The following is a 23,424-nucleotide window of genomic DNA, read 5'->3' as shown; positions in this document are numbered from 1 at the left end:
GACCTGATGCAAGAATGTCCATTCCCCCAGCCGTTCGGTAGGATGGTGGTCATGAGTTCAAGGAGCGTTCAAGCATGTTCATCGGCGTCCTGCTGGTCATTACCTGGCTGATTTTGCTGCTGCGCTACCCGGCAAAGGCGTTTCCCGTTTCTGTGGCGGCCGCAGTCGGTTTGGGGCTTGTGGCCACGTGGGTGATCTGGCTGGACAACCGCGAGATCAAGCAACTCGCACGCCTGGAGCTGCGCATTACCTATGCGCCGGAGCAGTGCCCGGCGGACCGCCCTTTGCAACTGAAAATGAACAATGGCAATAACGTGCCGCTAACCGATTTGCGCTGGCGCATCGCGGCGTATGCACCGGGTGATACGGTCAATCTGGCCGACAATCAATACGACGCCCCGCGTTATCGTGGCCCCGGCGAATTGCAGGCCGGCGGCAACTGGGAAGACTGTTTGCCACTGCCGCCGCTGCGCCCTGGCTACCGCCCACAAACCCTGGAGTTTCGCGCCGAGCGATTGCAGGGTAGTTTTTCCGACTGATCCCCTTCTTCTTGTTGCACAAGGACCGCGCCATGCCCGTTGCGTTGATTACCGGTTGCTCCAGCGGCATTGGCCGCGCCCTCGCAGATGTGTTCAAAAATGCCGGATACGAGGTCTGGGCCAGCGCCCGCAAAGCTGAAGACGTGGTCGCATTAGCCGCCGCCGGTTTTACCGCCGTGCAACTGGACGTCAATGACAGCGCGGCCCTCGAACAGTTGAGTGAACAGATCAACTTGCAACATGGCGGCCTCGACGTGCTGATCAACAACGCCGGTTATGGCGCCATGGGCCCGCTGCTCGACGGCGGTGTTCCGGCCATGCAGCGGCAGTTCGAAACCAATGTGTTTGCGATCGTCGGCGTCACCCGCGCGCTGTTTCCGGTGCTGCGTCGCGCCAAGGGATTGGTGGTCAACATCGGCAGCGTTTCAGGGATTTTGGTCACACCGTTCGCCGGCGCCTACTGCGCTTCAAAAGCCGCCGTTCATGCGTTGAGCGATGCGTTACGCATGGAGCTGGCGCCGTTCGGGATCCGCGTGATGGAAGTCCAGCCGGGCGCCATCGAATCCAGCTTCGCTAAAAATGCCGGGCATGAGGCAGAACAATTGATCACCGAACAATCGCCGTGGTTTCCACTGCGTGAAGGCATTCGTGCACGGGCCAAGGCTTCGCAGGACAAACCGACACCGGCCAGGGAGTTTGCAGAGGGTTTGCTCAAGGCTGTGCAGCAGGGCAAAACACCGCGCCTGATTCGTCTAGGCAATGGCAGCCGCGCGTTGCCGTTGTTGGCGGGGTTGTTGCCCAAGGGGTTGTTGGAGGCGGGGTTGATGAGGCGGTTCGGGTTGCGCGGGCAGCTCTGAGACCGAGTCGACGCCATCGCGGGCAAGCCCGCTCCCACAAGGTTCTGCGGGGTGGCCTAGATCGCATTCACACCGATGATCACTGTGGGAGCGAGCCTGCTCGCGATGGCGTCCGAACAGACACCGAAATATTTCAGGACATACTTCCATGACCGACTACACCGTCTACTTCGACGAAGTCATCCAGGCCCACATCGCCATCGAACAATGGCTGGCCGAAGAGCAAGACGCGTCCGCGCTTGAACAACTGCTGACCCGATTTTCACCACAGTTTTCCATGGTCTCTCCGTTGGGCCGGGTGCTGGATTTCGAGGCGTTGAGCGAGTTGTTTCAGATGGCGGGCGGGAAGAAGCTCGGGTTCAGGATCGAGCTTAGTGAGCTGCGCGGTGTCGCGTTGTATGAAGAAGGCGCGGTAGTGAGTTATCGCGAACAGCAGACTGATGCCACCGGGCTGCATTCGGATCGGCGTTCGACGGTGGTGTTTGAGACGCAGGCCGATGGCAGGCTGATCTGGCGGCATTTGCATGAGACGTTTTGCAAGGCATGAAACCGAGTCGCTCCATTCGCGAGCAAGCTTGCTCCTACACTTGATCTGCGTCGATCACATCTTCGGTGTTCACAGCAGATCTAATGTAGGAGCAAGCTTGCTCGCGAAGGCCGCGACTCGGTCTATCGGCTAGTTAACCACCACCGTGCAAGTAATCCCCGCCGCCAACAGCACCCCCTCCGGCACTTCATCAATGTGAATCCGCACCGGCACCCGCTGCGCCAGCCTCACCCAGTTAAACGTCGGGTTCACATCGGCAATCAGCTCGCGACTCTCCGGGTTATCCCGGTCGTAGATGCCGCGAGAAATGCTCTCCACATGCCCCTTCAGCACTTCGCCGCTCATCAATTGCATGTCGGCCTTGTCGCCCACCCGCACGTGCGGCAGTTTGGTTTCTTCGAAGAAGCCGTATACCCAGAACGAGTTCATATCGACCACGGCCATTTTCGCTTCGCCGATGCGTGCGTAGTCGCCGCGATGGACGTTGAGGTTGGTCACGTAACCGTCCACCGCCGCGCGGACTTCGGTGCGTTTGAGGTTGAGTTCGGCGGCTTCCAGTTGAGCTTGCGCGTGTTGATAGTCAGCCAATGCCGAGTCGGCAATGTTGCTGGCGTCGTCGCGGTTTTCCCTGGAGATCACCAGGTTGTCCATGTCGGCGCGGCGACGGGCGTTGACCTTGCGCATCTCCCACGTGGCCTTGCGTGAGGCCACCAATGACTGCGCCTGTTTGACCGCAATGCGGTAATGCTCGGGGTCGATCTGCATCAGCAAGTCGCCCTTCTTCACCTGTTGGTTGTCGCGCACCGGCACGTCCACCACTTCCCCGGTGACGTCGGCGGCGACGTTGATGATGTCAGCGCGCACCCGGCCGTCGCGGGTCCAGGGGGTGTCCATGTAATGCACCCACAGTGTCCGGCCGATCCACATGGCGAGGGCCAGCACCAACAGGGTGGCGAGCAGGCTGAAAAGCTTTTTCATCAGGGCCTTCTTCAGTGATGAGAGTCAGTGATAGACAGTCAGCGCCAGGGCGCCGAACAGACAGGTAAACAGGCTCAGGCGCAGCAGCGCCGGGTGCCAGAAAAAGCGGTACAGGTCGAACCCGGACAAGAACCGGTCCAGCGCCCAGGCCAGTGCGGCGGCGATGAAAAACATCAGGGTCATGGTCGGCATGTACACGCCGTGGAAGGCGATTTCACGAGGCATGTTCAAGTCCTTGAGGCTCGGTTTCGGTGTAGGCGGCGAGCGGCGATTGCGGGTCCAGCAACGAGGTGCGAATGAAGTGCAGGTAGCTCTTCACCCGGCGCAATGCCGAGGTGTCGAAGTGCGGCGCGAAAGGTTCGTCGGTGGCTTGCACGCGGCTGATCGCATGGTCGACCGCGATCAGACTGCGCTCCAGATTGCTCTGGCTCGGTTGCAGAAACAGCCGCACCAGCGAACGGCCCATCACACGGATTGCCTGGCGCCACCGCTGCGATTCGGCATAGGCCGGATGCACCGGCAGAATCGCCTGCTCCTTGCGCAACTCGATGATCGCGTGGCCGACTTCCAGCACCACAAACATCCAGCGCAGCAAGTCTCGTTGCACCTGCGGCTGACCGGCGGCCAAGCCATATGCCTGATGCAGCAAGTCCCGCGTGCGGCTTTCAAAACTCGACGCCAACCCCTTGAGTTTGCCGCTGATCGCATACACCACTTGCCCGCGCAGATCCTGCTCCAGCCGTCGCCACAACCAGCGGCTGTTCGGCGGCAAAATAATTGCCCCGGCCGCCGCGCACACCAGCATGCCAAGCACCATGGCGATGTAGTCGTTAATGAAAGCGTAAGGGTTGTAGACCGTGAGGTTGTCCGGCACCGAACCGGTGCTGAAGAAGATCAGCAAGCCGAGACCGACACCGGCGTATTGCGGTCGCGACGTGAGGAACGAACCGAGCAGGATCACCGGTGCGAGCATCACGCACAGCAACGGGAAACCGTCGATCCACGGGAAGATGAAAAACATCTCGACGAAACCGATCAGTGCGCCAAGGAACGTCCCGCAGGCCATCTGAAACGCCATGCGTTTCGGATTCGGCGTTGCGGCTGAAAGGCCGACGGTGGCGGCGGCAATCAGGGTCATCGTCGCCCCGCTCGGCCACGCCGTCGCCACCCAATAGCTGCCGAGCACCACCAGAATGAACGCCGCGCGAATCCCCGACGCCGCCGAGGCCATCCAGTTGGTTTGCGGGGTAAACGGCTCGTCCCATTGCTCGCGCGCGTGGCTGTGATCGGCCAAGGACGCGTGAGTCTGTGCATAACTGTGCAAGTCGTCGACGAAGCGATAGAGCAGCTCGTAGGCGGTGTGGAAATCGAGTTGCTCGGCGTCGCTGGGATGGCTCTCTTGAAAGATCGTGCGCAGGCTTCGAACCCGCGCCGGCAAACCTTCTTTGTAAGCGCTCAACTCGATAACCAATCGTGCCGCATCCGCGTGGGTCAGGGCCCGACCGCTGAAACCGTCGAGCACTTCTGCCAGGTCTTGCAAACCCGGTTTGATTGCCGCGACCACGTGATCCGCCCCGCTGCTGTCCAAGCGTTCGAGCAACTGATGCAAGGCGTTGAATCGCGTGGTGATGCCCATGAACTCGCTGTTCAAACGATTGAGCCGACCGTTGCGCCGACGCATGTGCGGGTCTTCAAAAACGGTGACGCTGCGTAGCCCTTCCAGCCCCACCGCTTCGGCGATGAAGCGCACGTTGCTGGCTTCAAACGCGTCCCGCTTGCTGCGACCGCGCAAACCATCGGTCACGAACAACGCGAACACGCCGAAACGCTGATACAAGGCGTTGCGCATCGCGGCGCTGGCGGTTTGCGGCAGGATCGCTGCGCTGACCAGCGTCGAGCAGAGAATCCCGAGGGAGATTTCCAGAACACGCCAAACGGCCGCCATGAACGCCCCGTCCGGGTGCGCCAACGCAGGCAATCCGACCATCGCGGCGGTGTACCCGGCCAGTACAAAACCGTAGGCGCGAAAGTTGCGATACCGCGCCGCGCCGGCCGAACAGATACCCACCCAGATCGCCAGCGAGCCGAGGAACAGTTCGGTATTTTGTGCGAACAAGGCAATCAGAGCGACCATCACCGTCGAGCCGGTCAAGGTGCCGAGAAAGCGGTAAAAACTCTTGGCAAACACCTGACCGCTTTGCGGCTGCATGACGATGAACACGGTGATCATCGCCGTGCGCGGTTGCGGCAATTCCAGACGCATCGCCAGCCACAACGTCAGGAACGCCGCGAACAACACCTTGAAGATGTAAACCCAGGTCACGCCGTCGCTGCGTGCCCAATCGAAGAAGCCCCGGCGCCATTCAAGGGAATACAGCCAGCGCAAAGGTGCGGGCAAGGGAGTCATGAAATCCTGCTCAATGATATTCAGTCAGGTGAGGACCCTGTGGGAGCGAGCCTGCTCGCGAATGCGGTGTGTCAGGCAACATCATCATTGACTGACACTCCCTCTTCGCGAGCAGGCTCGCTCCCACAGGTTTTGTGTTCAATTCGCGATGCTCTGTAGCAGGGCCGGGGTTTTCGGTGCAGCGGTCTGGCTGTCCTTCGGCACGTCATTACCCGCACCGAGCCCACCACCGAGCGCCGTCACCAGTTCAGCATGAGCACTGAGCCTCGCCGCCTGCACCTGCTGCTGAACCTGCTGCTGCTTAAACAACAACGTCTGCGCGTTAAGCACGTTGAGGTAGTCGGTGAGCCCACGCTGATACGCGATCATCGCAATGTCATAAGTCTTCTGCGCGGTGGCCACCGACTCGGCGGCGAAAGCTTGCTGCTTGTCCATGGACTCGCGGCGGATCAACTGGTCGGAGATGCTTTTCAGCGCATTGACCAGCGTCTGGTTGTACTTGGCCACGGCGATGTCATACCCCGCCGAAGCTTCGCCCAACTCAGCGCGTAAACGCCCGCCATCGAAGATCGGCAACGAGATCGCCGGGCCGACGCTGTAGTTGAGTTTCTTGCCGGTCAAAAACTCCAGCGCCCCGCCGCCCGTGGCCATGTAGCCGAGGCTACCGACCAGATCGACATTGGGATAAAAACCGGCGTGGGCGACATCAATGCCGCGCGCTTGCGCCGCCACTTGCCAACGACTGGCCACCACGTCCGGGCGTTGACCGAGCAATTGCGCGGGCAACGACGACGGCAATTTCAGCGCCGCGCCCAACGACAGCGTTGGCCGTTGCAACTGCGCGCCCTCGCCCGGACCTTTGCCTGCCAGCGCTGCGAGCTGGTTGCGGCTGAGGGCTATTTCTTCGTCCAGCGCGTCGATCTGGCGATGGGTTTCCGGCAATGGCGTTTGCGCCTGACTGACTTCAAAGTGCGTACCGATACCTCCGTCCAGGCGTTTCTGTGCGAGGTCGAGAATCTGCTGTTGCTGCTTCAGCGTCGCTTCGACGATGTCGCGTTGTGCGTAATGCAGTGACAGTTCGATGTAGGCGCGCACGATGTTGTTCTGCAATTCGAGCTGCGCCAGACGCGCTTCCGCCGCACTCATGTGCGCCATGTCCACGGCGCGCTCGGTGGCATTGCTTTCACGGTCCCACAGGTCGAGCGCATAGCTGAAGCCCAGTGCGGCGTTGTTGTCCCACGTGGTCGTGTTGGCCAGCTCACCCGGCCCGTAGAACTGATCGGTGGGCCAGTTGTGGCGCTTGAGGGTGGATTCGCCATTCACCTGCAGCGACTCGGCGGATTCGGCGATGCCGGCCATGGATTTGGCTTGGCGCACCCGCGCCGCCGCCATGACCATGCTCGGGCTGCCTTGCACGGCGAGGTCGATCCAGTGGTTCAGTTGTGGGTCGCCATAGACCTGCCACCAGTGTGCGGTGGGCCAGTGCGCGTCCTGCGCAGCGTTTTGAATGGCTTCGTCGGTGGCCAGTGAATTGGCCTCCAGAGCCTTGCCCTGCGGGGCAATACCTGCGGTACCGATGCAGCCGCTGATTGCCAGGGTTAAAGCCAAAACACTGAGCGACTGAAGCGCTCTGCTAATGCGACGCGGCACTGCTGCGATTTCCTGAAATAGGGGAAGTACGAAATCCTGTAGGAGCGCAATTCTAGGGGTGGGTCTTGTTGGCGATAAGCTGGGATTCTTGTGAATCTTTGTTACCGTTAACGCGATAATCCCTTCGTCGGGGTCTCCGACCTTGAAACCTTGTGTCACAATTTGCCATCTCCCTTGAGAGCACCCCATGGACACTTTGCAAAACATGCGCGCCTTCAGTTACGTGGCCGAGGCCGGCAGTTTCACTGCCGCCGCCGTGCAACTGGACACCACCACCGCCAACGTCTCGCGCGCGGTCTCCAACCTGGAAGCCCACCTGCAAACCCGCCTGCTCAACCGCACCACCCGCCGCATCGCTTTGACCGAGGCCGGCAAGCGCTACCTGTTGCGCTGCGAGCAGATCCTCGCCTACGTCGAAGAAGCCGAAGCCGAGGCCAGCGACGCCCACGCGCGGCCGGCCGGGCAGCTCAAGGTGCACACCATGACCGGCATCGGTCAGCACTTCGTGATCGACGCCATCGCCCGTTATCGCAAGACGCACCCCGACGTAACCTTCGACCTGACAATGGCCAACCGCGTCCCGGACTTGCTCGACGAGGGCTACGACGTGTCGATCGTCCTCGCCAGCGAACTGCCGGACTCGGGCTTCGTCTCCCAGCGTTTGGGCATCACCTACAGCATCGTTTGCGCCTCGCCGGCTTATGTGAAAGCCAACGGTTGCGCGCAGAAACCCAGCGATTTGCTAAACCACATGTGCCTGCGTCTGGTGAGCCCGGTGATTCCCCTGGAAAAATGGGCCTTCGACGGCCCGGAAGGCCAAGAGACCGTGACCATCAACAGCTCACCGTTTCTGGTCAACTCGGCGGACGCAATGAAGACCGCGATCACCAGCGGCATGGGCGTTGGCGTGTTGCCGGTGTATGCGGCGATTGAAGGGTTGCGCAACGGCTCGCTGGTGCGGGTGATGCCCAAGTACCGCTCGCAGGAATTGAATCTGTATGCGATTTATCCTTCGCGGCAATATCTGGACGCAAAGATCAAGACCTGGGTCGAGTACTTGCGCGGGTCGTTGCCAGAGATTCTGGCGGCGCATCAGGCGGAATTGGCGGCTTATGATTTGAGTGGGAATCTGGGCGGGATTCGGCTGGCGAACTGATTTCACGGTCCTACAGACGCGCTGATTTTGGGGAAGGATTCCGACGTGTTCTGTCGGTTGTTGGGTCAGACGGGAAATAGGTAGGCTTTGGGGGTCGCTGCAAAATCAGCGATCAGGTCTGGAAAACCTGGCGAACACTTACCACACCCCATGGCATACTGCGGCGCTTTTTTCTGCACGCAAATCCTTGTTATGGCGGCTGTGCGCGGGAGACCTTCGGGTCTACCGGTTTTTGGTGGGTGTACCGGTTTTTCCAGTCCGCGCATGGCTGCCACCCCTTTCGTCTGGAAAACGAAAGATGGCAGTTCCACTTCATCTGCCAATGAGTAACTTCCGCATGATTAAAGAAACACCGAACCCTCCGGAAACCGACGACGTTTCCCCCTACGAATCCGTCGATTCCAAAAAATTCCACGACGCCGCCGAACGCGCGCTGAATCACTACCTCAATCCCTCAGCGCTCAAATCCCCCGTGGCCCGCAAGCCAAGCACGATGTTCATGCTTGCACCCGATCTCAGAGACGAAGACCTCTTGGCCCACACCTGTGAATCGCTGGCCCAGGCCAGTGTGATGGCCAGTGATTTTGCCGGCTATCTGGAAGGCCCGCACCGCAACACCGCCATGGCAATCCAACAAATCGTCATGCTCGCCGAACTGGCGGCGAACCGAATGCTCGATAACCTCGAACTACCCAAACCCACGCCACACCGCTAATCCCCCGGCAAAAACCAATCCCCCTGTAGGAGTGAGCCTGCTCGCGATGGCGGTTGGACATTCAAAATTGATGTCGACTGACACACCCCTATCGCGAGCAGGCTCACTCCCACAGTTTTGGAGGGTGTACCAGATCGGAATCGGCTCCCGCATTAAGCATCGGGTTGTTTGGCCAGGAGCTTGACTCCCTGCGCTAGATAGAAAAAAGCCCGCCAGTTGGCGGGCTGAATTTATGGTTATTCACCAGCTTCCGTAGGGGATACCGTATTTTTCGACATAGCGTTTGGAGGCTTCTGTCTGGGGGTAGTAACGTCCGCCAGACTTGCCAAGATACGGCCCAAGCGGCGCTATTTCAGCTTGGCCACGTGCGACCTTTACTGGGCGTAGACACTCATCCTCCGCCCATACCTGCACAACGCCGCCCGGTGCAAGTCCAAGTCGTACAGCGGCGCTCCTCGGGAACGCTGACATCTCGGGAATACTTGGACATTCCTTGGTCAGGGCGTCGCGCATAACCTGCCGAGCACTTTCCGGTATCTCAATCCAACCTTGATAGGTTTGCGGCTCGACCGCCGATTGCCAGCGAACATAAATGCGCACTGGTAGTTTGGCACCCCGAACGGCTATATCGCCTCCCCCACTCACCCCGACCCATTCTCGAGCGACATCTGCACCTTTTTTTTCTCCACCGGCAGCGCCACCACTGCTAATCCGACGGTACAAGACACCATCGACATCAATAGCTGCACTGTCCTCAACCCAGACTTCCATAAAGTAAGGATGGGCAATACCTATCGCCCATGGGCCGGCGTCCATGTCTGAACGCCCTGTGGAAAGGCCTGAAGCTTGACAACCGCTCACCAGCAACGCCCCCAGCAGGATCCATAGTATTGGCATATTCGTGACTCCTAGTCGGGTACATGGGGATGTTGTACTCGGATTCCATCCGTGGTTGGGGCATTAAAGTACAGCAACCCCGCACTGGTTCGAGGTGTTGAGCCCTGAAGGATTGTCGGTGGGTTCCAGTTGGCCGAGGTATGAATGTACTTCAACTTCAACAATCGCTCTTCGGTGGGCGTCGTACTGTAGTCGCCCGCGACAAAACGGTCACAAAGGGCTTGAAGCTCGATCGGTACTGCATAGCTCGGATCGGCATCGTCCAGATAAATGAACTTTACCCCCTTAAGTTTGGCCTGCTCATACATCACCCGCAGGTAAACCCGCGACAACTCACCTCGTACAGGTCGTTTGAGCTGCAATGCCGCATAGACCTGCTTGTCAGGATTAAAGCTATTTTGCTGAGACGAAGGTAAGCCCCGAACATAGGGGGTCACGACCTCCAACATTTGGGACGGCCAGCCTTTGGCTTCCCACTGGGCCTTCACCTGTTGCGCGTCGCGGTAGATTGAGGTGTATTTCACATCCATCGTACCGGGGACATCCAGCACCTGCATGGGACTGATCAGCAGGTTCTCTTCGGACTCAGGGAAGTAGCCGCCGCCAAGGTCCGAATGGACACCGGGCAATGTGATTTCCAAGTGATCGGGTTTGACCCGGCTCAAGGCGAAGTTGGCGCGGGTTTCGTCCCGGGCTGCCAATTGGACAACATTGGGAAACAAGCTGCGAGGCAAATACAGTTTGAGACCCGGTTGTGTTTGGCTGCGGACATAACCCAGATTAGCCAGGCCGCCTACTGACGGTACGGTATCAAACAAGCCGATAAAACCCATTTGGACATCGTGCTGGTACTCCCCCCTGAACGACTGATGGAAAGCTCCGCGAAGCATCTTGATGGTCTGTCCCAAAGGGCCATTCGAGCCTAACGCCACCTCATTGGCAAAGTGGCGTGCAGCGGCTGCGCCTCGGCTGAACCCAAAGGTGTCGAAGGTCAGGTTGATGATTTTAGAGCCAAGGTTGGCTTGGGAAAAACGGAGGACGTTCTTCGCAATATCACGAAAAACGTCGTCTACTTTACCGTTCACACCTGATGCGCCACGCCCCATGCCGGCACCCAGCAAGCTATCTGCCAGACCCGATGAAGTGCCTATTCCCTCAACGTAAATCCTTTGAAAAAGTTGGTGTTTATCGCCTGAGCCCTGAATTTCATCGGAGAAAAAATACAATTCCCAGAGTTTTCTGATATTTGACGCATCATTCGCATAACTGCTGTCCGGATCAGACATATACGGCTTACAGCTGGCGTCCAGATCCTCAGGTTTAATGGCGTGGGTTGCGCCACACAACTGTCCCATCAGGCTGTTATTCGCATTGTTTAATGTCCCATCGAAGAACACACCGATGCGCAAGGTGATACCCACCGGTTTCTCTTCATCCAGCTCCTCTTCCTCTTCTTCCTCCTCTAAAACCAAGTCGTCAGCAGCAACGGTCGGCGCAGGCGAGGGGGTAGGTGCAATGACCGGGGGCTGGTAACTTGCAGGCGCAACCAAATGCGCAGGCATCGGATTGACCGGGGAAACCGGCGCAGGAGTGAAGCTGTTGCCGATGATGATGCTCGATGACCCGCCCGTGATGGTATCGCCATGCGTACCTTGCGAGCCGGTGACCAGCGCGGCCTGGCCATTGATTTACACCGAGGACATGGCGGCCAGGGTCAAGACACTGCCGCAGGTGGTGCAGTCAGTTACCCGGGCAGCGGGCAGACCATCAAAAAATACATTGGGTGACCCGGATTCGATGGCTGTTCCACCGCAGCGGGGACAGCTCACGGAATCGGTCTTGCGCGCAGCAGGCTTGCCGGACATTTTTGACTTCCATATCAGTGTTCAGAGGCAGCACCATGCTGACGCTCTTTATAGAAAACAATCAGACGTTTTCCAAAGTACTCAACCAAGCACTTGGCTCGTGTCCAGGTGTTGGAGCATATAAGACTGCAAAATTGTCCGGTACACAAAAAAACATCCGAAAAAACACTTATCCCTCTCCCGCCGACGGGCTTCGTGTCCCAGCGTCCGGGCATCAGCTACCGCATGGTTTGCGCCTCGTGAGCCCGGAATCCAAGAGACGTTCGGCTGGCAAATTGATTTCACTGTCCTACAGACGCGCTGATTTTGGGGAAGGATTCCGACGAGTTCTGTCGGTTGTTGGGTCAGACGGGAAATGGGTAGGCTTTGTGGGTCGCTGGCATTTCAGCGATCGGGTCTGGAAAACCCGAAGATAGGATCACAGCACATGACATAATGCGGCGTTTTTTCAGCTCCGCGATTTAAGTTATGGCGGCTGTACGTGGGAGACCTTCGGGTCTGCCGGGTTTGATCCTTCTCGGTTTTTCCAGTCCGCGTACAGCTGCCACCCTCCGTCTGGAAAACGGAAAGTGGCGGCTCCTCGACTCTAAGGATCTTTGCCAATGATTAAAGAAACTCCGAATCCTCCGGAAACCGACGACGTTTCCCCCTACGAATCCGTCGATTCCAAAAAATTCCACGACGCCGCCGAACGCGCGCTGAATCACTACCTCAATCCCTCAGCGCTCAAATCCCCCGTGGCCCGCAAGCCAAGCACGATGTTCATGCTTGCACCCGATCTCAGAGACGAAGACCTCTTGGCCCACACCTGTGAATCGCTGGCCCAGGCCAGTGTGATGGCCAGCGATTTTGCCGGCTATCTGGAAGGCCCGCACCGCAACACCGCCATGGCAATCCAACAAATCGTCATGCTCGCCGAACTGGCGGCGAACCGAATGCTCGATAACCTCGAACTACCCAAACCCACGCCACACCGCTAATCCCCCGGCAAAAACCAATCCCCCTGTAGGAGTGAGCCTGCTCGCGATGGCGGAGTGTCAGTCGACATCAATATGAATGTCAGACCGCTATCGCGAGCAGGCTCACTCCTACAGTTTTGGACGGCGTACACCCCGGCAGAAGCTCACTCCCAAAGTTTTGAATGGGGTATGCCCGGTAATCCGGGGACTCGCACAATGTCGGGGAAGAATGTTAGCGTGCTTGGCATTCTCCACGCCCGACGAGCCCTCCTCCCATGAAAAAGACCGTCCTCGCCTTCAGCCGCGTCACCCCTGAAATGGTTGAGCGCCTGCAACAAGACTTCGACGTCATCGTGCCGAACCCGAAAAACGGCGACATCAATGCCCAATTCAACGAAGCCCTGCCCCACGCCCACGGCTTGATCGGTGTCGGTCGCAAACTCGGTCGCGCGCAACTGGAAAACGCCGCCAAACTGGAAGTGGTCTCCAGCGTCTCGGTCGGCTACGACAACTACGATGTTGCCTACTTCAACGAACGCGGGATCATGCTCACCAACACTCCCGACGTACTCACCGAAAGCACCGCCGACCTGGCTTTCTCCCTGCTGATGAGCAGCGCCCGACGCGTTGCCGAACTGGACGCCTGGACCAAGGCCGGCCAATGGCAAGCCACCGTCGGCGCACCGCTGTTCGGCACCGATGTGCATGGCAAAACCCTGGGCATTGTCGGCATGGGCAACATCGGCGCGGCCATTGCCCGTCGCGGTCGTTTGGGCTTCAACATGCCGATCATTTACAGCGGTAACAGCCACAAGACCGAGCTGGAACAAGAACTCGGCGCCCAGCTCCGCACGCTGGATCAACTGCTGGCCGAAGCCGACTTCGTCTGTCTGGTCGTGCCGCTCAGCGAAAAAACCAAACACCTGATCAGCCACCGCGAACTGGCGCTGATGAAGCCGAGCGCAATCCTGATCAACATTGCCCGCGGCCCGGTCGTCGACGAACCGGCCCTGATTGAAGCGCTGCAAAACAACCGCATTCGCGGCGCCGGCCTGGACGTCTACGAAAAAGAACCGCTGGCCGAGTCGCCGCTGTTCCAACTGAAAAACGCGGTGACATTGCCGCATATCGGTTCTGCCACTCACGAAACCCGTGAAGCCATGGCCAATCGCGCGTTGGCCAACCTGCGCAGCGCCTTGCTGGGCGAGCGACCGCAAGATCTGGTCAACCCGCAAGTCTGGAAAGGCTAAGTAAAACGGGCAGATACTTTTAACGTATCTGCCCGTTTGTTACACAACTTGCAATTCAGTCCAGCGACGAAAAAAAGTTAAGCGCTATACACTCCAGACTACTTATCCGACCCTACGGAAAAACAGCAATGGAGTACATAGATCTTGAACAACCTCACCACCGACAAAACCATCAGATACTGCAAGTTTTCACTAATGGCTTATATAAGCTTTTTTGGTCTTTTGGTTATGTACAGCAACTTCACCGACTACTCATCCAACTATGAATATGTCGGTCATATCCTGAGCATGGACACCACTCGGGAAAACCTGAACCTGAGCTACAGGGCTATCACCTCGCCCATGCTCCACCACCGGATCTACTGGTTCATTATTACCCTGGAAGTTATCTACACGGCTTTTTGTCTGGTAGGTGCCTATCACCTTTACAGAAACATAAGCGCCCCTGCCGAGGTTTTCCATGAGGCCAAAAAGTTTTCAATCATCGGATTACTGATCGCCATATTTGTCTATTACGTCTGTTTGCAAGTGATCGGTGTCGAATGGTTCAACATGGACGAATCACAAGTCTGGAACGCCAAGGACTGGGCTCGGCATATTGTCGATTTCATACTTCCGCTGATGATATTCGTAGCCCTCAGGACCGAGCGCTGAGTGGCCTCAACGCTCGTCCCAAGCCTTTCAAGCGAGCTTGCCAGTGCCTTGCGCCATCGGCGCCTTGGGCTTACGAAACACCAGCACGTTGCCCAACATCACCAACACCAAACCGACCAGTGCCGGTGCGGTCCATTGATAGCCTTCGACAAACGCCGAGACGTTCAGCGCCACCACCGGGAACAACACGGTGCAATACGCCGCGCGCTCTGGCCCCATGCGACCGACCAGTGTCAGGTAAGCGGTGAAACCAATCACTGAGCCCGGAATGACCAGGTACAGCAGTGAGCCGATGTAACGCGAACTCCATTCGATGTCGAACGGAATGCCTTTGACCAGGCACCACACCGACAACATTGCCGCACCATAGGCCATGCCCCAGGCGTTGGTGGTCAGCGGCTTCAGCCCGGCTTTCTGTTGCAGGCTCGACAACATGTTGCCCGCCGAGAAGCACAGGGTTCCGAGCAGCGCCAGGCCCAGGCCGAGCAAGGTTTGCGGGCTGGCGGTGTGTCCGGCCAGTTCAGGCCAGAACAACAAGCCAAGCCCGAACAAGCCCAGAGCGCCACCCATCAGCACGTTGCGGGCGATTTTCTGGCCGAAGAACACCCGCGCATTCAGTGCGTTCCACAGGGTGGCGGTAGAAAACACCACGGCGACCAAACCGCTGGGAATCCACTGGCTGGCGGTCAGGAAGCACATGAAGTTGACGCAGAACAGGCACAACCCTTGCGCCAGGCAGATCAAATGCCCGCGACGGTTCATCACTTGCAGGCGCCGACTCAACAGCAGCAGGGCAAACAGCACCAACGCCGCGAGACCGAAGCGATAGACAATCGATACCGGAATCGCCACTACGCCCAGCTGCCATTTCAAGGCAATCCAAGTGGTGCCCCAGATCAGCACAGTCAGCAAGTACAACGACAGGTTCATGGCAAACACTCCTCAATAGAGGTTCAGTGTCCTGCGCTGGCTTGTATCGCACTTGCATAAACTTGCGCTTTTTAGATTGGGGGGGCAGCGACATCGGAACGTCGTGTGGCGGTCAATGCCACAAATGAATGCCGTCAACAGTGAGCATCAAACGGCATCCATAGATTCCAGTGCCCAGACTCAATCCGTTGGGTCCCAGCCAAATCCTTCAACAGTATCCAAAAGCGGCCCTCCAAAGCTGGCTGTGTAATATATCGACACTCGCCCGATTTCATGTCTGGTAATATCAGGCACTGTAAAATCAACTATACCCGGCGTCGCATTGACCTCCCCCAGAAAACGATCATCTGTTTGAGAGAAAAACTGAACCACGGCCGTGTCCTTCAAGTAAAACCTAACTCGCAAGATACGCGACTTTAATTCTTTACGTTTTAGAGTAATCCGGAGCTCCAAATCCAGCCCTTCAGTAACAGGATCACCGGAAAAATCAATAACATTTCCCTTTACCCAGCCAGCGACAACTTCCTCCGACCTGGCTTCTCTGCATAAAAACGTACTTGTAATATTTTCCAATGTGGGACTTGCTTCGATCTTAAAATACTCCAACTCTTGTGAGTGATGAGATCCGGGTTCAATCCGATCAAAGCGCTCTGTCCAGAAACTAACAATTTCATTCACTGAGTCAGTCGACATTGTGCACACCCGATAAGTTATTAATAGAGCAGGCAAAATAAGTATTTCAGCCTCTTGAAACAACTGACACTTCTGACAGTTTTTTAGATTAAAAAAAACAAATTACTCGAGGTACTGAAGAATCTGACATATCTGCGCACTTGCATAATCTTGCGCTTTTGTCAGCGCAGAGGCTGGCAGGCCAACGTCTACAGAGTAGGATGCAAGGCGTTGGAGAGCGATCATGCCCGCACTGGAAACCCTGCAAGTCTTTCAAGCCCTTAACCGTTCGCCCAATGCTCGCCTGGAGCACAGCGCCGAACTCGGTGACGGCATGGCTGCAGCCTTGTGGAGCAACCACCACGACGCCCAGGACTACGAAGCGCCGAGCCACCACACGCTGTCGTGTTACATCGCTGGCGGCACCGGCACCTTTCGCCGCGATCAGCCCGGCACCAAGGGCGGCCCGGACAAGCTGTGCATCCTGCCCGCCGAGCATCAATCGGGCTGGGTGATCAACGGCGACATTCGCCTGGCCCACCTGTATTTCAGCCCCGAACAATTCGCCCTCGGCTGCGTCACGCTGCTGGACCGCGAACCCCGCGAACTGCAATTGCGCGAAGGGACCTTTCTCGACGATCCGGCGCAGGCGCGACGCTTTCGGCACATGCTCACCCTCAACTGGGACGAACCCGGCGAACGCCTGCTCACGAGCAGCCTGGCCCACGAAATGCTCAGCCACGTTTTACTTGGCCAAGTGGGCATGCGCGAGGGATTGCGGCTCAAGGGTGGATTGGCGGCGCATCAACGGCGGCAGTTGGTGGACTTCATCGATAACCAGTTGGCCGAGGCCATCAGCCTTGGGCAACTAGCCGCGCTGTGCGCGTTGTCGGAATACCACTTTGCGCGGATGTTCAGGGAGAGTTTTGGCTTGCCGCCGCATCAATATGTACTGGCACGCAGACTGAGCCGGGCGCAGGAGTTATTGCGTTTGACGTCGCAGCCGTTGGGGGAGATTGCATTGGCGTGCGGGTTTGCCAGTGCCAGCCATTTCACCAATCGGTTTCGGCAGGCGTTGGGTGGGACGCCAGGGGAGTATCGGCAGGCGTTTTTGCGGTAATCCTGAAGATAGTCGGTGCCTGTCATGCCGCCATCGCGAGCAGGCTCGCTCCCACATTGAAATTCCTGCTCGCGATGAACGATGACGCTCCTCCTGAAACAAGAACGGGCCTGCATCAGCAGGCCCGTTGTCAGTGGTGGAAAGATAAAAGTGAATCGGCGTCAGCCGTTCTGTGCAGCCTGTTCGTTTTCGAGAAACTCGTCTTCCAGCAGCGCATCGGCTGCGGCTCGCTCGAACGGCACCACCGCGGCACGTGGTTTGCCCCGCAGTTTGCCGAACAGGTGTTCCAGTGCATGTTCGAGTTTTTCGGCCGCACCGTCGATCGCCAGTTCCAGATTGGCGGCTTTATGGGTGACAGAAATCGGTTGGTGGCCTTTTGGCCTCGCTTCCAATTGGCAGCGGATGTCATGCGGTCCGGGCTTGTCGCCGTTTTCGTCCCGCAGGTGAACCTCGACGCGGGTCAGGTCCTCTTCATAACGTTCGAGCGTGCTCTCAATGGTAGTACGTACCCACTCCTCCAGTCGGATGCTGCTTTGAATATGGTTATCGCTGTTGACTTGGATTTGCATAGTTCATCCCTTATTTCAGCTAGCTCGCGAGAGGCCCTTCGGCTAGCCCTTGGGCGTCATCACCGTGACCTCTTACTTACACAATCGGTCTGTGCGCAGAACATTTCAACCCCTAAAAAAAGATAAATATGGATTAGCAAAAAAACCCGGACAACGAGCAAAAGCGCTGTTAAGGTCGGGAGTTGGGTCCGCTCGCTTCTTTGTAACAATTGTTCACATCTGTTGCTCTGCCAGCGGATGCAAACTTCGAAAGATCACCGCTTCCTCCACCAGCCAGTCATGCACCGCGCGCACGCCCGGATGGCTCAAAGCCCCCGGCGCATACAGCAACATGTAGCGCTTGTGATTGGGCACCGCCAACCCGAACGGCACGATCAATGCCCCCCGTTCCAGCTCATCGTTGAGCAACGTGCGGCGTGCAATCGCCACGCCCATCCCGGCAATGGCCGCTTCGATGGTCAGGTGATTGCGATTGAAGGTATGCCCGCGTCGCACGTCAGCACCCTCGAAGCCAATGGCATCGAGATAGAACTCCCATTCCGCGTATTCATAGCTGCCGCGCCAGGCGGTGATGTCGTGCAACAACGGGAAATGCATCAGATCCGCCGGACCATGTAGCGGCGGTCGGCCTCGTAGCAGGCTTGGGGCACAGACCGGGAAGATCTGCTCGTCGAGCAAGGCTGTGGATAACAGGCCGGGGTAGCTGCCATCGTTCAGGTCGATGGCCAAATCGAAGTCGCCCTCGTGCAGCGGCACGCTGCTGTCCTCGGCCACCAGGCGCAACTGAATGTCCGGAAAGCGCTGCTGCAAGCGTGGCAGGCGCGGGGTCAGCCATTTGCTCAGGAATGACGGAATCGAGCGTACTCGCAAAATTCCGCTGATCATTCCGGCGTCCAGACGGCGCAACTCTGCATCGATGCTGCCGTAAGCCTCGTTGACCGTAATGGCCAGGCGCTGGCCTTCAGCGCTCAGTTCCACACCCCGGGCACGACGGTGAAACAGGCGAAAGCCCAAACGCTCTTCCAGCTGCCGAATTTGCTGACTGACCGCCCCCGGCGTGATGTGCAGTTCTTCGGCGCAACGGGTGAACGACAAGTGCCGCGCGGCACAGGAAAACACGTGCAGCCAGACATAGGTCTGGGCATGCAATTGACGGCTCATCGTTTAGTCCTGCTAAAGGCTGTCTTAGGAAGTTTCGTTGGTCACGTAGGACCGAGGTTGTCAGTATCGCCGACATTGCGCTTGTCCTACAAAAATGGCAGCGATTTCTCTCCCATTGCGTGTATAGGCTTTAGCATGGCTATCAGTGTTTTCGATCTCTTCAAAGTTGGCATCGGTCCGTCCAGTTCCCACACCGTCGGCCCGATGCGCGCGGCTGCGACCTTCGCCCAGGCATTGATGGACCAAGGTTTGCTGGACGCCGTACGCCGGGTGGAAATCCGCTTGTATGGCTCGCTTTCCGCCACCGGCGTCGGCCACGCGACCGACCGTGCCTGTGTCATGGGCCTGATGGGCGAATGGCCGGACAGCATCGACCCCACGTCTATCGACAGCCGCATCCAGACCCTGCGTGAAACCGGCGAATTGTCCCTGGCCGGCAAAACGACCATCGCCTTCAACTGGCAGCGCGATCTCCTGCTGCTGGACGAGAGCCTGCCCTACCACCCCAACGCGATGTCTCTGACCGCCTTCGGTGAAACCGGCGAACTCTACGAGCAAACGCACTACTCGATCGGCGGCGGTTTCATCGTCGAAGCGGCGCAAGCCGAGTCCGGCATTGCGCCCAGCAGTGATGTGGTGCTGCCGTACGATTTCTCCAGCGCTGCCGAATTGCTGCGACTCTGCAATCAGCACGGCCTGCGGGTTTCTGAATTGATGATGGCCAACGAATTGGCCTGGCGCAGCGAAGCCGAGATCCGCCAGGGCTTGCTGCACATCTGGTCGGTGATGCGCGAGTGTGTCGAACAAGGTCTGCGCCACGAAGGCATCCTGCCGGGCGGCCTGAACGTTCCGCGTCGCGCCGCAAAACTGCACCGCAGCCTGTTGGAAATCGGCAAGCCGAATGTCATCACATCCACCCTGTCGGCCATGGAGTGGGTCAACCTGTTCGCCCTCGCGGTGAATGAGGAAAACGCGGCGGGCGGGCGTATGGTCACGGCACCGACCAACGGTGCGGCGGGGATCATTCCGGCGGTGCTGCATTACTACATGAAATTCAATCCGGACGCGTCGGACGATGACGTGGTTGCGTTCTTTCTGGGTGCGGCGGCGGTCGGCATTCTGTGCAAGAAAAACGCCTCGATCTCTGGCGCTGAAGTCGGTTGCCAGGGCGAAGTCGGTTCGGCCTGCGCGATGGCCGCCGCCGGTCTGGCCGACGTGCTCGGCGCTACCCCAGAGCAATTGGAAAACGCTGCCGAAATCGGCCTGGAGCACAACCTCGGCCTGACCTGCGACCCGGTCGGCGGCCTGGTGCAAGTGCCTTGCATCGAGCGTAATGCGATTGCCGCTGTGAAGGCGATCAACGCCACGCAAATGGCCCTGCGCGGCGACGGTAAACACTTCATTTCCCTGGACCGGGTGATCCGCACCATGCGCGATACCGGCGCCGACATGCATGACAAATACAAAGAGACTTCACGGGGCGGCCTGGCGGTGAGCTGGGTGGAGTGCTGATGTTTCGACGTTGATCGGTCTGATTGCACTGTCTGCGATCATCTATTCATTCATGCCCTGAAACGGGCCGGCAAAAAGAAGGCGGACCATCGTGCCCGCCGCTTTTTTGCCGTGATTATTGTTCGACAATTTTTCCGGCATGCCCCTTGCTACGTCACCGGTGAGGCAAAAGGACCGTTGAAACCTCAGCGAGCGATCTGCCGATGGTCTGGAGTTGCGAACCAACCCGATCATGGCCGGTCAATAACTGCACGTTCAATCAGGCGGTGACGCATCATGGACAACCCCTTCCAGGTTATTACCGATGCCTTTGCACCGGAATACCAGATCAACCTGAGCATTCAAGGTCTGGATGGCAGCATCATGCTGACCCTCTCCAACGGCGGCCGCGTGGTCGCCAAACGCATGATCAGCGCCGAGCAGCGCAATGACCCCAAACGCCTCAATCGGCTGGTGCAAAGCATTCAATTCGGCATCGCTATCGAGCAAGGCCACTGCGCCATGGCCATCCTCGAAACCATGACCGACGGCGACAATCGCTCCCTGCCGCCGCCCCCGCTCAAACGCCAGCACCGACCTGCCATCAGGCTTTAAAGCTCGCCTTTCTCCACTTCGGGATGTTCACTGGAACCCGCACCAACCTTGCGTTGCGGGTGTTCGATCTTCACCGAAGGAAATTGCGACGAGGCGTAACGCACCACCAGAATCGAAAACGCCAGCAGCAAAATCCCGCCGCACAGGTAGATGATCCCGACATCCGGCGGGTTGTGGTGCGAGACATTCGAGATCAGCAGCCGCGTCAATGCGGTGATCGCCACGTAAATCAGGAATCGCACCGGCATGTGATTGGTCTTGAAATAAATTCCGACCATCGCCCCCAATTCCAGGTAGATGAACAGCAGCAAGATGTCGTCGATCTTGATGTGTCCTGCCTCGATCATCCCCAGAAATTCCATCACCGCAGCCCACGCGGTCACTGCACCAATGGCGAACAGCGCCAGGTAGTGGAAAGTCTCGACGAACAGGTTGCCCAGGGACTCGGCCAGTTGATGCACGTTCTGCCGCAGGTTCTCGGCCCAGTTGATTTTCACGATGATGCTTCCTTAGCTCGGTTTGAGCGGATGATGCGGGATGGACGTGACGGTTGTTCTGCATGCAGAAAAAAGGCCAGAGGCTTTGGGTGAGATGGTGATGAGTTGTTGCTGGACACTTTTGTAGTGCTTTCACTGACGCCATCGCGGGCAAGTCGAATCGTCGCACCGCCGGCTCCTACAGGTTATCGGTGATCCTTGTGGGAGCGAGCCTGCTCGCGAAGGGAGCGCCGCGGTTTAGCTGACAAACGCCAATTTCGGTCTACATTAAAAAGCCACTACCCAAAACGCAGGGATTCGCTTATCCTTTTCGCTGTATATAAATACAGTAGTCGAAACAAACAACCAATGTGAAGGCATGTGAGGTGGTGAATGGCCGTCGAAGTGGTATACCGCAGCAGCCGAGATCTGGAGCGCTTGTTCATGGATAAAGCCGAAGCTGACCGTCATGACAAAATGCTCGAACTGGCCGAGTTGCTGGCTGAAGTGTTACAAAAAGCCGTTCCGTCCCTGACCGAGCAGCAAGTGGAAGAAGCCGGGATCTATATGGCGAAAAATCGCGATGTGTTCGCCAAGGCATTCAAGAGCCAGCCGGATGCGTTGTCCGAACTGCTGAATGCGCCGGTTGAAGTGGTTGAGCAGGCTGAACCTGTCGAGGCCATTGAAGCCGCTGAGCCGACCAAGCCAGCCAAAGCGGCCAAGACGCCGAAGTAAGCAGCGCCCGAATTGAATAGGCCCTGAGTCGACTGACTCAGGGCCTTTTTCATGTCTGGGATAACAGAACGACTCAGCGGTACAAGACCTTCTCTGCCAATTCGTCCGCCACCCGCGCAGGCGAACGTTTTTCCGCTTGGGCATGGGCGAAGACTTCGGTCAGGCGTGAGGCGATTTTCGACAGGTGAGCAGTGATGGTCGTGAGCTCTTCGCCGCGGTGTTTAAGCGAAACGTAGATCAGCCCGCCCGAATTGATCACGTAATCCGGTGCATACAGAATGCCCCGCCGTTCCAGTTGATCGGCGACTTCAAGGTGTGTCAGTTGATTGTTCGCCGAGCCGGCCACCGCCGAGCAGCGCAGCTGCGTCACGCTGTGGCTGTTGAGCACGCCCCCCAGTCCGCACGGCGCGAGGATGTCGCATGGAGTGCTGAGCAGTGCCTCGTTGGCAATCGGGTGAGCGCCCAGCTGCTCCATCGCCAGTTGCACTTTGCCGTGGTCAATATCGCTGACCAGCAGTTCCGCGCCCGCCGCGTGCAGTTGTTCGGCGAGTGCATAACCGACATTGCCCAAACCTTGAATAGCCACACGCAGGCCTTCCAGATTATCGCTACCCAGACGGGCCATCGCGGTCGCTCGAATGCCGGTGAACACGCCCATGGCGGCATGCGGCGCAGGGTCGCCCGCCGATGTGGTGCTGGTGACGTGTTGGGTCTGTTGGGCGATGCAATCCATATCGGCCACAGAAGTGCCGCTGTCGATGGCGGTGATATAGCGACCGTCGAGCTGGTTAATACAGCGCCCGAAGGCTTCGAACAGCGCGGCACGATTTTCCACATGAACCGGGCGAACAATCACCGCCACACCGCCGCCCTGGGCCAGCCCGGCGAGAGCAGCCTTGTAACTCATGCCTTGCGCAAGGCGTATGGCATCCTCGACCGCCGATTCGTCGCTGGGGTAGGCAAGGTAACGACAACCGCCCAGGGCAGGCCCAAGCCGGCTGTTATGAATGGCAATGACCGCCTTCAACCCGGTGACCGAGTCGACGCTCAGATGTAGCGATTCAAGGCGAGTGCTTTGCATGAGAGCGAACATCGTGGGGCTCCCGAATCACTTCTTGTAGTCGCCAGTATAGGCTTGCGCCTAAAAATTGCAGAAGCGCACCGGAATAAGCGACGTTAAT

At 58.0% G+C, this 23,424-nt stretch carries 24 protein-coding genes and 1 pseudogene; 12 read left to right on the top strand and 13 right to left on the bottom strand.

The genetic code is table 11. The features are described 5' to 3' along the window. The first annotated feature begins 74 nt into the window (after positions 1-74). The 3 genes from KGB06_RS14025 to KGB06_RS14015 all read left to right on the top strand — a co-directional run bounded on the left by KGB06_RS14025 (position 75) and on the right by KGB06_RS14015 (position 1,943). Complete coding sequence (locus KGB06_RS14025; RefSeq protein WP_223516664.1) at positions 75-539, top strand: multidrug transporter; 465 nt, start codon at positions 75-77, stop codon at positions 537-539. A 32-nt stretch (positions 540-571) separates the two neighbouring features. Continuing rightward, on the top strand, positions 572-1,396 hold the full coding sequence (locus KGB06_RS14020; RefSeq protein ID WP_223516662.1) for an SDR family oxidoreductase: 825 nt from the start codon (positions 572-574) through the stop codon (positions 1,394-1,396). A 148-nt stretch (positions 1,397-1,544) separates the two neighbouring features. Beyond that, positions 1,545-1,943, top strand: a complete 399-nt coding sequence (locus KGB06_RS14015; protein ID WP_223516660.1) for a DUF4440 domain-containing protein — start codon at positions 1,545-1,547, stop codon at positions 1,941-1,943. A gap of 129 nt (positions 1,944-2,072) precedes the next feature. Here the strand turns inward: KGB06_RS14015 and KGB06_RS14010 are convergent, their stop codons facing one another. From KGB06_RS14010 to KGB06_RS13995, 4 genes are all read right to left on the bottom strand, one after another. Continuing rightward, positions 2,073-2,921, bottom strand: a complete 849-nt coding sequence (locus KGB06_RS14010) for an HlyD family secretion protein (RefSeq protein WP_223516659.1) — start codon at positions 2,919-2,921, stop codon at positions 2,073-2,075. 24 nt (positions 2,922-2,945) lie between these two features. Beyond that, on the bottom strand, positions 2,946-3,146 hold the full coding sequence (locus KGB06_RS14005; RefSeq protein WP_008153498.1) for a DUF1656 domain-containing protein: 201 nt from the start codon (positions 3,144-3,146) through the stop codon (positions 2,946-2,948). Further along, a complete protein-coding gene (locus KGB06_RS14000; protein ID WP_223516657.1) occupies positions 3,136-5,328 on the bottom strand; it encodes an FUSC family protein in 2,193 nt (730 codons plus the stop codon). The genes KGB06_RS14005 and KGB06_RS14000 overlap by 11 nt, the downstream gene beginning before the upstream one ends. 138 nt (positions 5,329-5,466) lie before the next feature. Continuing rightward, positions 5,467-6,978 (bottom strand): efflux transporter outer membrane subunit, encoded by a 1,512-nt coding sequence (locus KGB06_RS13995; RefSeq protein ID WP_223516655.1) that lies wholly within the window; start codon positions 6,976-6,978, stop codon positions 5,467-5,469. Between the two features lie 187 nt (positions 6,979-7,165). Between KGB06_RS13995 and KGB06_RS13990 the strand changes: the two genes are divergently transcribed. Both KGB06_RS13990 and KGB06_RS13985 read left to right on the top strand, forming a co-directional pair. Next, positions 7,166-8,134 carry a LysR family transcriptional regulator gene (locus KGB06_RS13990; protein WP_223516653.1) on the top strand — a complete coding sequence of 323 codons (969 nt, stop codon included), beginning with the start codon at positions 7,166-7,168 and terminating at the stop codon, positions 8,132-8,134. A 337-nt stretch (positions 8,135-8,471) separates the two neighbouring features. After that, positions 8,472-8,849 carry a DUF6124 family protein gene (locus KGB06_RS13985; RefSeq protein ID WP_223516645.1) on the top strand — a complete coding sequence of 126 codons (378 nt, stop codon included), beginning with the start codon at positions 8,472-8,474 and terminating at the stop codon, positions 8,847-8,849. Positions 8,850-9,089: 240 nt separating this feature from the next. On the opposite strand, the gene KGB06_RS13980 is transcribed toward KGB06_RS13985, so the two are convergent. From KGB06_RS13980 to KGB06_RS13970, 3 genes are all read right to left on the bottom strand, one after another. Beyond that, the gene (locus KGB06_RS13980; protein WP_223516651.1) at positions 9,090-9,746 is read right to left on the bottom strand and encodes a DUF2931 family protein; all 657 of its coding nucleotides are present in this window, start codon (positions 9,744-9,746) and stop codon (positions 9,090-9,092) included. Between the two features lie 11 nt (positions 9,747-9,757). Further along, the gene (locus KGB06_RS13975) at positions 9,758-11,308 is read right to left on the bottom strand and encodes a phospholipase effector Tle1 domain-containing protein (RefSeq protein ID WP_223516649.1); all 1,551 of its coding nucleotides are present in this window, start codon (positions 11,306-11,308) and stop codon (positions 9,758-9,760) included. 126 nt (positions 11,309-11,434) lie between these two features. Then, positions 11,435-11,611 (bottom strand): PAAR domain-containing protein, encoded by a 177-nt coding sequence (locus tag KGB06_RS13970; protein ID WP_223516647.1) that lies wholly within the window; start codon positions 11,609-11,611, stop codon positions 11,435-11,437. Between the two features lie 602 nt (positions 11,612-12,213). Here KGB06_RS13970 and KGB06_RS13965 point away from each other — a divergent pair. The 3 genes from KGB06_RS13965 to KGB06_RS13955 all read left to right on the top strand — a co-directional run bounded on the left by KGB06_RS13965 (position 12,214) and on the right by KGB06_RS13955 (position 14,474). Continuing rightward, positions 12,214-12,591, top strand: a complete 378-nt coding sequence (locus KGB06_RS13965; protein ID WP_223516645.1) for a DUF6124 family protein — start codon at positions 12,214-12,216, stop codon at positions 12,589-12,591. 254 nt (positions 12,592-12,845) lie between these two features. Then, complete coding sequence (locus KGB06_RS13960; protein WP_223516636.1) at positions 12,846-13,820, top strand: 2-hydroxyacid dehydrogenase; 975 nt, start codon at positions 12,846-12,848, stop codon at positions 13,818-13,820. A gap of 144 nt (positions 13,821-13,964) precedes the next feature. After that, a complete protein-coding gene (locus tag KGB06_RS13955) occupies positions 13,965-14,474 on the top strand; it encodes a DUF2165 family protein (RefSeq protein WP_223516634.1) in 510 nt (169 codons plus the stop codon). A 27-nt stretch (positions 14,475-14,501) separates the two neighbouring features. Here KGB06_RS13955 and KGB06_RS13950 read toward each other — a convergent pair whose 3' ends face one another. After that, positions 14,502-15,404 (bottom strand): DMT family transporter, encoded by a 903-nt coding sequence (locus KGB06_RS13950; protein WP_223516632.1) that lies wholly within the window; start codon positions 15,402-15,404, stop codon positions 14,502-14,504. Positions 15,405-15,584: 180 nt separating this feature from the next. Then, entirely contained in the window at positions 15,585-16,097 is a 513-nt protein-coding gene (locus tag KGB06_RS13945; RefSeq protein ID WP_223516630.1) for a hypothetical protein, read from the bottom strand. Positions 16,098-16,320: 223 nt separating this feature from the next. On the opposite strand from KGB06_RS13945, the gene KGB06_RS13940 reads away from it, so the two are divergent. Then, complete coding sequence (locus tag KGB06_RS13940) at positions 16,321-17,196, top strand: helix-turn-helix domain-containing protein (protein WP_223516628.1); 876 nt, start codon at positions 16,321-16,323, stop codon at positions 17,194-17,196. 161 nt (positions 17,197-17,357) lie between these two features. Here KGB06_RS13940 and KGB06_RS13935 read toward each other — a convergent pair whose 3' ends face one another. Next, positions 17,358-17,765, bottom strand: a complete 408-nt coding sequence (locus tag KGB06_RS13935) for an HPF/RaiA family ribosome-associated protein (RefSeq protein WP_223516626.1) — start codon at positions 17,763-17,765, stop codon at positions 17,358-17,360. A gap of 213 nt (positions 17,766-17,978) precedes the next feature. Beyond that, on the bottom strand, positions 17,979-18,926 hold the full coding sequence (locus KGB06_RS13930) for a LysR substrate-binding domain-containing protein (RefSeq protein WP_223516624.1): 948 nt from the start codon (positions 18,924-18,926) through the stop codon (positions 17,979-17,981). Between the two features lie 135 nt (positions 18,927-19,061). Between KGB06_RS13930 and KGB06_RS13925 the strand changes: the two genes are divergently transcribed. Further along, complete coding sequence (locus tag KGB06_RS13925) at positions 19,062-20,438, top strand: L-serine ammonia-lyase (RefSeq protein ID WP_223516622.1); 1,377 nt, start codon at positions 19,062-19,064, stop codon at positions 20,436-20,438. A gap of 276 nt (positions 20,439-20,714) precedes the next feature. Continuing rightward, the gene (locus tag KGB06_RS13920) at positions 20,715-21,032 is read left to right on the top strand and encodes a DUF3509 domain-containing protein (RefSeq protein ID WP_223516620.1); all 318 of its coding nucleotides are present in this window, start codon (positions 20,715-20,717) and stop codon (positions 21,030-21,032) included. Here the strand turns inward: KGB06_RS13920 and KGB06_RS13915 are convergent. Then, positions 21,029-21,529 (bottom strand): phosphate-starvation-inducible protein PsiE, encoded by a 501-nt coding sequence (locus tag KGB06_RS13915; protein WP_223516618.1) that lies wholly within the window; start codon positions 21,527-21,529, stop codon positions 21,029-21,031. The genes KGB06_RS13920 and KGB06_RS13915 overlap by 4 nt on opposite strands. A 372-nt stretch (positions 21,530-21,901) precedes the next feature. Here KGB06_RS13915 and KGB06_RS13910 point away from each other — a divergent pair. Further along, positions 21,902-22,141, top strand: a pseudogene (locus KGB06_RS13910) (YebG family protein); the annotation flags it as partial. Between the two features lie 175 nt (positions 22,142-22,316). Here the strand turns inward: KGB06_RS13910 and KGB06_RS13905 are convergent. Beyond that, positions 22,317-23,336, bottom strand: coding sequence for a Glu/Leu/Phe/Val dehydrogenase family protein (locus KGB06_RS13905; protein WP_223516616.1), 1,020 nt, complete (start codon positions 23,334-23,336; stop codon positions 22,317-22,319). Between the last annotated feature and the right edge of the window lie 88 nt (positions 23,337-23,424).

This window comes from Pseudomonas sp. GL-B-19 (assembly GCF_019956415.1).
Taxonomy (GTDB): Bacteria; Pseudomonadota; Gammaproteobacteria; order Pseudomonadales; family Pseudomonadaceae; genus Aquipseudomonas.
The sequence above is the reverse complement of the archived record's forward strand: the minus strand, read 5'-3'. Positions and strand labels throughout refer to the sequence as shown.